Raw genomic sequence first — 10,172 nt, 5'->3', positions numbered from 1 at the left:
GCGGTGGCACGACGGCCGGAGTCGTCGTTCAGATCACGCATGAGAGCCCTTCACGTTGTGCACTGTCCTGTCGCTCACTGCTGTCGCTCACTGCTGTCCCTCGCCGAATGGGTCCGTCACTGCTGCTCCCACGACCGGAACGTCCGCAGATGGTCCGGCGCGACCACGACGTCCAGCCGCTCGTCGTCCTGGTCGCCGCCGCCGAGCGCGGCGAGCAGCCGCCGGGCGGGTACGTTGCGCGGGGTGCGTTCCGCCGACAGCCGGACCTTGGCGCAGCCCAGCTCGTCGGCGCGGTCGGCCAGCCACCGCAACAGCCGTTCCTCGACGCCCCGGCCGAGCGCGCGGCAGCTCATCGTCCAGGCCACTACGTCGAGTCGGCCGCCCTCGGCGTGCAGGGCGAGCAGGGCGATCTGCCCGTAGTCCCCGAACCGGTCCCGGGCCGCAGCCGTCCACACCTCGCCGCGCTCCCGCCACCGGGCGAGGTCGGCGCCGTCGGACGAGCGGGCACGCAGGGTGAACTGGTTGGTGCGACGGACGAGTTGCTCGGCACGCCGGACGTCGTCCTCGCCCAGGGCGCGGATGTCGACCTCCAGCTCCAGCTGGTCCAGGAACTCCTCGAACCCGGCCTGTCCGCGGACCGCGTCCCGCTCCCGTTCCTGTTCGTAGAACCGCACCCGCAGCGTGTCCTCGGCGGTCGCGGCCGCGGGGACCAGCGGCCACAACCGGCCCAGGAAGCCGTCCAGTTCGGCCGCCGGGGGGCAGGTCACCGACAGGACCTGCGGCAGCGCCGACCGCATCTTCGCGATCTCGGCCGGGTTGTCGTCGAGGAACAGGAAGCTGTCCAGACCGAGGTCGAGGGTGCGCGCCGCCTCCGCGAGCCGCGTCGGCTTGGGGCCCCAGGCGGCGGACAGCACGCTGAAGTGCTCGGCCTTGAGCAGGCTGTCGGGGCGGTCCAGGACGGCCCGGACGGTGGCCTCGTCGTTGTTGCTGACCAGCGCCAGCAAGGCGCCCGCGGCCCGCCACTGCAGCAGCCTGCGCGCGAGCAGGGCGCGGGGCCCGGTGACGTCCACCGCCTGCGGGCCTGCCTCCCCGGCCACGCCGCCCCACAGGGTCTCGTCGCCGTCCACGGCGATCACCTTGGGCGCCGGACGCCGTACGGCGCGTACGACCTCGGCGAGGCTGAGGGCCACGGCCGCCTGGAACCGCGGGGTGAAGGGCAGGTGGGCAAGCCGTTCGGTCCGCTCGTCGAAGCGCTCGTCGACGTGGTGGTCCCGTGTCCAGTCGTCGGGGCCGAGGACCGCGATGCCGGGCAGTTCGGCCAGTTCGGCGGCGATCCCGCGCTCCCACCGCACGAACCGGTCCTGCGCGCGTGAGGCCGGCAGGAAGCCGACGACGAGCGGCTTGCGGGTCCGTTCGGACAGCGCCTTCAGCGCGGCCGGGAAGGCGGCGCGCAGCTCCGCGAGGAGCGTGTCGTCCACCGGGCCGAACCGTTCCAGGTCCGTGGCCCGAAGCAGCACGGCGCCCACCGCCGTGGCCTGGTCGGCGAAGACTCCGGACGGGTCCCGCAGGCTCGCCAGGACCTGGTGGTACGGCGCCTCCGCGACGGTCACGCCGTCCTCCGCGTCCTGGCTCAGTGCCGCCTCGCACATCAGCGGGAGGTTGCCGAGGGCGAAGGTGGCGGCGAGGGCGAGGGAGGACCGCCGTGTCCCGGCGGGCGCTTCCACCGCGGCGGGGGCCCCCGGGAGCCCGCCGCGCCCCCCCGGGGTCCCCGGCCGCGCACGCTGGACCCGGAATCGCTGGCGAAGGACGCCAGGTCCGCCTCCCGCACACGCATCGGCGACCTGCCGCCGTCGACACTGGTGCACCCGCGGTACTGAGCGACCGGCGCCCCCATGGCTCCGGCCGACGGAATCAGCCCGTCCGGCGCTTGAGGGCGAGGCTGTTCAGGCCGAAGGGGGCCCGGGGGAGGCAGCCCCCGGTGGACGCCCGCTCCAACACCGGGTGACTCATCAGCGCACGGGAGGGTACGTACCGCCCCCTCCTGGGTAGGCTTCGCCGACATGGAGCACGAGGTCTTCGTCCCGGTCCCGGCCGAGCGGCTGAGGGAGGCGCTCGCCGACCCCGCGCGGGTCGCCCGGGCGGTTCCCGGGCTCCAGCAGGACGCCGGCGCCGAGCCCGTCACGGGACGGCTGAAGGTGCGCGTCGGCAGCCACTCCGTCACCTACCGCGGATCGGTCCGTGTCACCCCCAGGGAGGACGGGACGTACGCCGTCGAGGGTGATGCCACCGAGGCCCGCGGCACCGGCTCCGTCAAACTCGCCCTCACCCTCCGCCTGCGGGACACGGACGGCGGCACCACCGTCACCGTCGACGGCACGGCCTCCGCGGACGGACGCGTCGCGGAACTGCCTGCGGAGGCGGTGGCCTCGGCGACGACACGCCTGCTGAACCGATTCGTGGAGGCGCTCGGCACGGCCGCGGAGGAGCACGAGGCGGTGCCCGAGCCGGAGACGAAGGCGGAGGCGGAGACGGAGCCCGAGGCGCGCACCTCCGTCTTCGACACCGAGGTCCCGCCGCCCTCCCTGGACTCCTCCATGGACGACGAAATCCAGTCCCTGGACGACGACATCAGCGACGGCATCAGCGACATGCGCGAGGGCCCTTCGGACGACTTCACCGAGGCGGCCGAACCACCCGCCGAGGCGGCGCACGCGCGGCGGACGATGATCGGCCGCAGCGCGGAGGAGGTGGACCATGCCCCGCCGCGCGGCCGTTACGCCCCCGTACCGGCCCCCCAGACCGTCGCCGCGCACACCACCCTGCGCTGGGCGGCACCCGCCGCGGCCCTGATCCTGGCCTCGGCGATCGTGGTGGGCCGGGCGCTGCGCAGACGCCGCTGACCGCCCGTCTGACGACGCGTCGGCCGCGCCCTTGATCCCCCCAGTAGGGTCGTCCCGTGAGTAACAAAGACATCACGCTGACCGCGGGCGACGCGGAAGTGACGGTGCAGCCCGGCAACGGCGGCCGTATCGGAGGCCTGCGGGTCGGCGGCGTCGAACTGCTCCGGCAGGGCGACCGCTTCGGCTGCTTCCCGATGGTCCCCTGGTGCGGCCGCATCAGGAACGGCCGCTTCCTGAACGGCGCCACCGTCCACCAGATGCCGCTCAACTCCCCGCCGCACGCCATCCACGGCACCGCCCGCGACGGCGCCTGGCACACCGCACGCGCCACAGCCGACGAGGCGGTCGTCACGTACGACCTGGTCGACCCCTGGCCCTACCCCGGCCGCGTCACCCAGCTCGTCGGGCTGACCGAGGACACGCTGACGCTCACCATGTCCGTGGAGACGTACGACTCGTCCTTCCCGGCGCAGATCGGCTGGCACCCGTGGTTCAACCGGAACCTCGGGGGAGAGGACGCGCAGCTCGCCTTCGGCCCCGCCTGGCAGGAGGAGCGCGGCGACGACCATCTGCCCACCGGCAACCGCATCGATCCGAAGCCCGGCCCCTGGGACGACTGCTTCGGCATGCCCGGCGGCGTCGACGTCACCCTCACCTGGCCGGGCCAGCTGGAGCTGAAGGTGGCCAGCCGTGAGGAGTGGGTCGTCGTCTACGACGAGCAGGAGGCGGCCGTGTGCGTCGAGCCCCAGACGGGACCGCCGAACGGACTGAACACCCAGCCGCGCCTGGTCACACCGCTGGAGCCGCTGGAGGCCACGACCACCTGGAGCTGGCGCCGCATCTAAGCTGGTCGGCATGACGGACGTACGTGGCGCGCTGCTGCAGCAGATCAAGGACAAGGCCGTGGTGCACGGCAAGGTGACCCTGTCGTCGGGTCTGGAGGCCGACTACTACGTCGACCTGCGCCGCATCACCCTCGACGGCGAGGCCGCGCCGCTGGTCGGCGAGGTGCTCCTGGACCTGACCGCCGACCTGGAGTTCGACGCGGTGGGCGGGCTGACCATGGGCGCCGACCCGGTCGCCGCCGCGATGCTGCACGCCGCCGCCGCGCGGGGGCGCAGGCTGGACGCCTTCGTCGTACGGAAGGCGGCGAAGGCGCACGGGCTCCAGCGCCGCGTCGAGGGTCCGGAGATCAAGGGCCGCCGGGTGCTGGTCGTCGAGGACACCTCCACCACCGGCGGCTCGCCGCTCACCGCGGTGGAGGCCGTGCGCGAGGCGGGTGCCGAGGTCGTCGCCGTCGCGACCATCGTCGACCGGGCGACCGGCGCCGCCGAGAAGATCCAGGAAGGCACCGGCGTTCCCTACCGGTTCGCCTTCTCGAAGGACGACCTGGGCCTCGACTGAGCCGCGGCATTGACGCACGGGGTTGACCCACGGCCTTGACCAGGGCGTGACCACTCTTTGACCAGGGGCATCGAGCATCGGCTCTTGTCTGGAAAGATGGGGACGACGATGACGTCACATCCAAGGTCTAGGTCAGGGCCGTAGTACGCAGATCTTCAACCCGCACACTCAAGGAGCGGACAGATGCCCATCGCAACCCCCGAGGTCTACAACGAGATGCTCGACCGGGCGAAGGCAGGCAAGTTCGCCTACCCGGCCATCAACGTCACCTCGTCCCAGACCCTGCACGCTGCGCTGCGCGGTTTCGCTGAGGCGGAGAGCGACGGCATCGTCCAGATCTCCACGGGTGGCGCCGAGTTCCTGGGCGGCCAGTACAGCAAGGACATGGTGACCGGCTCGGTCGCCCTCGCCGAGTTCGCGCACATCGTCGCCGAGAAGTACCCGGTCAACATCGCGCTGCACACGGACCACTGCCCGAAGGACAAGCTCGACGGGTACGTACGTCCGTTGCTCATGATCTCCGAGGAGCGCGTCAAGGCCGGCCAGAACCCGCTGTTCCAGTCGCACATGTGGGACGGCTCCGCCGAGACCCTGGCCGACAACCTGGCCATCGCGCAGGAGCTGCTGGAGCAGGCCCGCCGCGCGAACATCATCCTCGAGGTGGAGATCACCCCCACCGGTGGCGAGGAGGACGGCGTCTCCCACGAGATCAACGACTCCCTGTACACCACGGTCGAGGACGCGATCCGCACCGCCGAGGCGCTGGGCCTGGGCGAGAAGGGCCGCTACCTGCTGGCCGCCTCCTTCGGCAACGTGCACGGCGTGTACAAGCCGGGCAACGTGGTGCTCCGTCCCGAGCTGCTGAAGGAGCTCAGCGACGGCGTCGCCGCCAAGTTCGGCAAGCAGTCCCCCTTCGACTTCGTCTTCCACGGCGGCTCCGGCTCCACCGAGCAGGAGATCCTGACCGCGCTGGAGAACGGCGTCGTGAAGATGAACCTCGACACCGACACCCAGTACGCCTTCACCCGTCCGGTCGCCGACCACATGTTCAGGAACTACGACGGCGTCCTGAAGGTCGACGGCGAGGTCGGCGACAAGAAGACCTACGACCCGCGCACCTGGGGCAAGCTGGCCGAGGCGTCCATGGCCGCCCGTGTCGTCGAGGCCACGCAGAACCTGCGCTCGGCGGGCAACAAGATCAAGTAACCCGTCGCGGTGGCTCCCGGTGAGCCCGGCGCCTGCACAGGGCGCCGGGCTCGCTGTATACCTGGGAGCATGCCCGAAGTCAGGCTCGCCTCGCCCCAGGGCAAGTACATCCTGCTCACCACGATCCTCGGCTCCAGCATGGCCATGCTGGACTCGACCGTCGTCAACGTGGCACTGCCCACCATCGGCCGTGACCTCGGCGCGAGCCTCGCCGCCCTGCAGTGGACCGTCAACGCGTACATGGTCACGCTGGCCGGGCTGATCCTGCTGGGCGGTTCGCTCGGGGACCGTTACGGCCGCCGGAAGATCTTCGTCCTCGGGGTCGTGTGGTTCGCGGGCGCGTCCCTGCTGTGCGGCCTGGCCCCGAACCCCGGAATCCTCATCTCCGCACGTGCCCTCCAGGGCGTCGGCGGCGCCCTCCTCACCCCCGGCTCCCTCGCCCTCATCCAGGCCTCCTTCCACCCGGACGACCGGAGCCGCGCCGTAGGCCTCTGGTCCGGCTTCGGCGGGATCGGGGCGGCCGTGGGCCCGTTCCTGGGCGGCTGGCTGGTGGACGGCCCGGGCTGGCGCTGGGTGTTCCTGCTCAACGTGCCGCTGGCCCTGCTGTGCGTTCCCGTCGCCCTGCGCCATGTCCCCGAGTCCGCCGGCGACGGTGCCCGGGGCCGCTTCGACGTGCTCGGCGCGGTGCTCGGCGCGCTGGCGCTGGCCCTGACGACGTACGCGCTGATCGAGGCCCCCGGCGGCTCCCCGGGTGTCGTGCTGAGCGCGGTGGCGGGTGTGGCCGCGGCCGTCGGCTTCGTCCAGGTCGAGCGGCACCGCCCGGATCCGATGCTCCCGCCGGACATCTTCGCCTCGCGCCAGTTCACCGCGGTCAACCTGGTCACGCTGTGCGTGTACGCGGCCTTCGGCGGCTTCTTCTTCCTCACCGCGCTCCAGCTGCAGGTGGTGGCGGGCTACTCGGCCCTGCAGGCCGGTACGGCCCTGCTCCCCACGACGGCCCTGATGCTGCTGTTCTCGGCCCGCTCCGGCGCGCTGGCCGACCGTACCGGCCCCCGGCTGCCGCTGACCGTCGGGCCCCTGCTGTGCGCCGTGGCGATGCTGCTGATGCTGCGGGTGGGCCCGGACGCGAGCTATCCGGCGGACGTCCTGCCCGCCGTGCTCGTGATGGGCGCCGGCATGGTCACCCTGGTCGCCCCGCTGACCGCCACCGTCCTGGCCTCCGTCGAGACCTCCCGGGCGGGCCTGGCCAGCGGTGTCAACAACGCGGCGGCCCGCGCGGCGGGCCTGATCGCCGTCGCCGCGCTCCCGCTGCTGGCGGGCATGGGCCCGGAGGCGTACCGCTCCGCGGCCGCCTTCGACGCGGCGTTCGACCGGGCGATGCCGATCTGCGCGGGGGTGCTGGTCGCCGGCTCCGTCCTGGCCTTCGCCCTGGTCCGCCGCCCGGCCCCGGACTGCCGCCGTCCCGAGTGCCGGACCCACGGCTGTGTGACCTTCCCGCCGCTGGAGGGCCGCGGGACGGGCGCACGCCCCGGTGACAGACTGAAGACATGACGATTCACGAGAACCTCCTGGGCGGCCCGCCTCCCACCCATCTGCCCGACGACCCGGAGCCCCGCGAACTGCTCGCCCAGGGCACGGCCCCCGCGGACGTCGCCGCCAAGTACCCGACCTCCTCGCTCGCCTGGGCCCAGCTGGCCGACGACGCGTTCGAGCGGGGCTCGGTCGTCGAGTCGTACGCCTACGCCCGTACGGGCTACCACCGCGGTCTGGACGCGCTGCGCCGCAACGGCTGGAAGGGCCACGGCCCCGTCCCCTGGGAGCACGAGCCGAACCGCGGCTTCCTGCGCGCGCTGCACGCCCTCGCCCGCGCCGCCGGAACCATCGGCGAGCAGGAGGAGTACGAGCGCTGCACGCAGTTCCTGAAGGACTCCTCGCCGACGGCGGCCCAGACCCTGGGCTGACCCTCGCGGGAGGTGCCGGTGTGGCCCGTCTGGCAGCGGACGGGCCTTGCCGTATCCCATGGGATTGCGGAGGATTCCGCCTGGGGACCGGGGCCCCCGTGCCGGCATCGGCAGGGGCGGACCGCTACCCGTAGCAACAAACAGGAGACAGCGATGTCCCAACAGGCTCATCAGTCCCCGGAGACTCAGGAGCCCGAGACCCCGCATCTCGACTTCGCGGGCACCACGCCCTACGAGGACTACGTCAAGGCGGACGTGCTCACCCACCTCCAGCACACCCTCTCCGACGACCCGGGAGAGATGGTCTTCCTGGTGACGACCCAGGTCATGGAGCTGTGGTTCACGGTCGTCGTCCACGAGTGGGAGACCGCGGCGCGCGCCCTGCGCGAGGACCGGGTGCCGGTGGCGATCGACGCGCTCAAGCGGTCCGTACGGGAGCTGGAGGCGCTGAACGCCTCCTGGAAGCCGCTCGGCCAGCTCACCCCCGCCCAGTTCAACTCCTACCGTTCCGCGCTCGGCGAGGGCTCCGGCTTCCAGTCGGCGATGTACCGCCGCATGGAGTTCCTGCTCGGCGAGAAGTCCGCGTCGATGCTCGTCCCGCACCGGGGCGCGCCGCGCGTCCACGCGGAGCTGGAGAAGGCGCTGCACGAACCGAGCCTGTACGACGAGGTGGTACGCCTCCTCGCCCGCCGCGGCCACGCGGTCCCCGAGTCCGTCCTGCAGCGTGACGTGGCGCGCCGCTACGAGCCCTCGGAGGCCGTCGAGGCGGCCTGGACCGCCGTCTACTCCGGCGACCAGGACGCCGAACTCGCCCGCCTGGGCGAGGCGCTGACCGACGTGGGCGAGCTGGTGTGGCGGTGGCGCAACGACCACCTGGTCGCCACCCGCCGCGCGATGGGCGCGAAGCCCGGCACGGGCGGTTCGGCAGGCGTGGCCTGGCTGGAGAAGCGCGCGCAGAAGAACGTGTTCCCCGAGCTGTGGACGGCGAGGTCCCATGTCTGACCTCACCCTTCGCGCCGAGAAGCTGGACGCCGCCGACGAACTCGCCGCCCTGCGCGACAGGTTCGTCCTCGACGACGTGGTGTACCTGGACGGCAACTCCCTGGGCGCGCTGCCCGCGAACGTCCCCGGGCGGGTCGAGGACGTCGTCCGCCGCCAGTGGGGCGAACTGCGCATCCGCTCCTGGGACGAGAGCGGCTGGTGGACCGCGCCGGAGCGGATCGGTGACCGCATCGCCCCGCTGGTCGGGGCGGCGCCGGGACAGATCGTCGTCGGCGACTCCACGAGCGTGAACGTCTTCAAGGCGCTGGTGGCGGCCGTACGCATGGCGGGTCCGGGCCGGGACGAGATCGTGGTCGACGCGACGACGTTCCCCACGGACGGCTACATAGCCGAGTCGGCCGCCCGGCTGACCGGCCGCGCACTGCGTCCCGTCACCCCGGCGGAGGTGCCGGGAGTGCTGAGCGGGCGTACGGCGGCCGTGCTCCTCAACCACGTCGACTACCGCACCGGCCGGCTGCACGACCTGCCCGCGCTCACGGCCGCCGTGCACGCGGCGGGAGCGCTCGCGGTCTGGGACCTTTGCCACAGCGCGGGCGCGCTGCCGGTGGGACTGGACGAGCACGGGGTGGACCTGGCCGTCGGCTGCACCTACAAGTACCTGAACGGCGGCCCGGGTTCACCGGCGTACATCTATGTGCGCCACGGTTTGCAGGACCGCTTCGACTCCCCGCTCCCCGGCTGGAACTCCCACGCCGAACCCTTCGGCATGCGCCCGGACTACGAACCGGCGCCGGGTGCCCCGCGCGGCCGCGTCGGCACGCCGGACATCCTGTCCATGCTCGCCCTGGAGGCCGCGCTGGAGGTCTGGGAGGGCGTCCCGGTACAGGCGGTGCGCGCCAAGTCCCTCGCCCTGACGGACTTCTTCCTGGAGTGCGTGACGGCGTACGTCCCGGAGGGTGCCGTCGAGTCGCTGACCCCGGCGGCCCACGGCGAACGGGGCAGCCAGGTCGCGCTGCGCTGCCCGGACGCCGGTGACGTGATGAAACGGCTGATCGAGCGCGGGGTGGTCGGGGACTTCCGGCACCCCGACGTCCTCCGCTTCGGCTTCACGCCGCTGTACGTCGGGTTCGCGGACGTGGAGCGGGCGGCCCGGGTGCTCGGGGAGGTCCTCGGCTAGGCACGGGGCCCGGGGGAGTGCCCGGCCCGGCCGGGTCCGGGTGCCGGAAACGGCGCCCGGACAGGTGCGGAATCCGCCGCCCGGCTCGCCCTCGCGCTGTGGCTGAAACCGCCGCCCGGATCCCACACGCGGGTGACGCGCGGCTGTGCCTTCCGGGGTAGAGAACCGTTTAACCTCACCGAGCGTGACATCCCCGTGTCCCCGCACGTCACCGGCCTGATACCGTCCCCGCCAACGGCCGATTCCCACCTGGTCCGCCAAACCCTCCCCCAGTGCCGAGAGCCTGGGAGGTACCCCCATCGTCGCTGAGAGGTTGGAGCATGCCGGACGACGCCGCCGCAGCCCGCGCCGCCGCCGAAGAGGAGTCGGCCTTCTCGCACCCGCCCGTCGACCCCGACGCCACAGCCGCGTACGGCGACCACCCCGACCAGGTGATCGACTTCTACCACCCGCGCGGCGCCGCGGCGTCGGCACCCCCCCCCCGCGCCCCCCCCGGCGGGGGGCGGCGCGCGGGGGCCGGGG

At 72.8% G+C, this 10,172-nt stretch carries 9 protein-coding genes and 1 pseudogene; 9 read left to right on the top strand and 1 reads right to left on the bottom strand.

Features of this window, described 5'->3' with window-relative positions; translation table 11 throughout:
* Nucleotides 1–116: 116 nt before the first annotated feature.
* Nucleotides 117–1,724 (bottom strand): HAD-IIIC family phosphatase, encoded by a 1,608-nt coding sequence (locus ACFW2E_RS31355; RefSeq protein ID WP_384470528.1) that lies wholly within the window; start codon nt 1,722–1,724, stop codon nt 117–119.
* Nucleotides 1,725–2,060: 336 nt separating this feature from the next.
* Here ACFW2E_RS31355 and ACFW2E_RS31350 point away from each other — a divergent pair, with 336 nt between their 5' ends.
* The 9 genes and pseudogenes from ACFW2E_RS31350 to ACFW2E_RS31310 all read left to right on the top strand — a co-directional run.
* Complete coding sequence (locus ACFW2E_RS31350) at nt 2,061–2,900, top strand: SRPBCC domain-containing protein (RefSeq protein WP_384470526.1); 840 nt, start codon at nt 2,061–2,063, stop codon at nt 2,898–2,900.
* A 56-nt stretch (nt 2,901–2,956) separates the two neighbouring features.
* Nucleotides 2,957–3,745, top strand: a complete 789-nt coding sequence (locus ACFW2E_RS31345; RefSeq protein WP_384470523.1) for an aldose 1-epimerase — start codon at nt 2,957–2,959, stop codon at nt 3,743–3,745.
* Nucleotides 3,746–3,755: 10 nt separating this feature from the next.
* A complete protein-coding gene (gene pyrE / locus ACFW2E_RS31340) occupies nt 3,756–4,304 on the top strand; it encodes an orotate phosphoribosyltransferase (protein WP_351360569.1) in 549 nt (182 codons plus the stop codon).
* A 183-nt stretch (nt 4,305–4,487) separates the two neighbouring features.
* A complete protein-coding gene (fbaA, locus tag ACFW2E_RS31335) occupies nt 4,488–5,510 on the top strand; it encodes a class II fructose-bisphosphate aldolase (protein ID WP_384470520.1) in 1,023 nt (340 codons plus the stop codon).
* A 69-nt stretch (nt 5,511–5,579) separates the two neighbouring features.
* The gene (locus ACFW2E_RS31330; protein ID WP_384470518.1) at nt 5,580–7,061 is read left to right on the top strand and encodes an MFS transporter; all 1,482 of its coding nucleotides are present in this window, start codon (nt 5,580–5,582) and stop codon (nt 7,059–7,061) included.
* Complete coding sequence (locus ACFW2E_RS31325; RefSeq protein ID WP_384470516.1) at nt 7,058–7,471, top strand: DUF3151 domain-containing protein; 414 nt, start codon at nt 7,058–7,060, stop codon at nt 7,469–7,471. Before ACFW2E_RS31330 ends, ACFW2E_RS31325 begins: the two co-directional genes overlap by 4 nt.
* A gap of 153 nt (nt 7,472–7,624) precedes the next feature.
* Complete coding sequence (locus ACFW2E_RS31320; RefSeq protein WP_384470513.1) at nt 7,625–8,473, top strand: tryptophan 2,3-dioxygenase family protein; 849 nt, start codon at nt 7,625–7,627, stop codon at nt 8,471–8,473.
* Entirely contained in the window at nt 8,466–9,650 is a 1,185-nt protein-coding gene (kynU, locus tag ACFW2E_RS31315) for a kynureninase (RefSeq protein WP_384470511.1), read from the top strand. Before ACFW2E_RS31320 ends, kynU begins: the two co-directional genes overlap by 8 nt.
* A 320-nt stretch (nt 9,651–9,970) precedes the next feature.
* Nucleotides 9,971–10,172, top strand: a pseudogene (locus ACFW2E_RS31310) (alpha/beta hydrolase); the annotation flags it as partial.

It is taken from the genome of Streptomyces sp. NPDC058964 (assembly GCF_042741275.1).
Lineage (GTDB): Bacteria > Actinomycetota > Actinomycetes > Streptomycetales > Streptomycetaceae > Streptomyces.
Note: the sequence above shows the minus strand (reverse complement) of the source record. Positions and strands in the feature narration are given on the sequence as shown.

Coding starts and splice junctions, on each gene's coding strand:
- ACFW2E_RS31350 (WP_384470526.1), top strand. CDS start 2,061: ATGGAGCACGAGGTCTTCGTCCCGGTCCCGGCCGAGCGGCTGAGGGAG.
- pyrE (WP_351360569.1), top strand. CDS start 3,756: ATGACGGACGTACGTGGCGCGCTGCTGCAGCAGATCAAGGACAAGGCC.
- fbaA (WP_384470520.1), top strand. CDS start 4,488: ATGCCCATCGCAACCCCCGAGGTCTACAACGAGATGCTCGACCGGGCG.
- ACFW2E_RS31330 (WP_384470518.1), top strand. CDS start 5,580: ATGCCCGAAGTCAGGCTCGCCTCGCCCCAGGGCAAGTACATCCTGCTC.
- ACFW2E_RS31325 (WP_384470516.1), top strand. CDS start 7,058: ATGACGATTCACGAGAACCTCCTGGGCGGCCCGCCTCCCACCCATCTG.
- ACFW2E_RS31320 (WP_384470513.1), top strand. CDS start 7,625: ATGTCCCAACAGGCTCATCAGTCCCCGGAGACTCAGGAGCCCGAGACC.
- kynU (WP_384470511.1), top strand. CDS start 8,466: ATGTCTGACCTCACCCTTCGCGCCGAGAAGCTGGACGCCGCCGACGAA.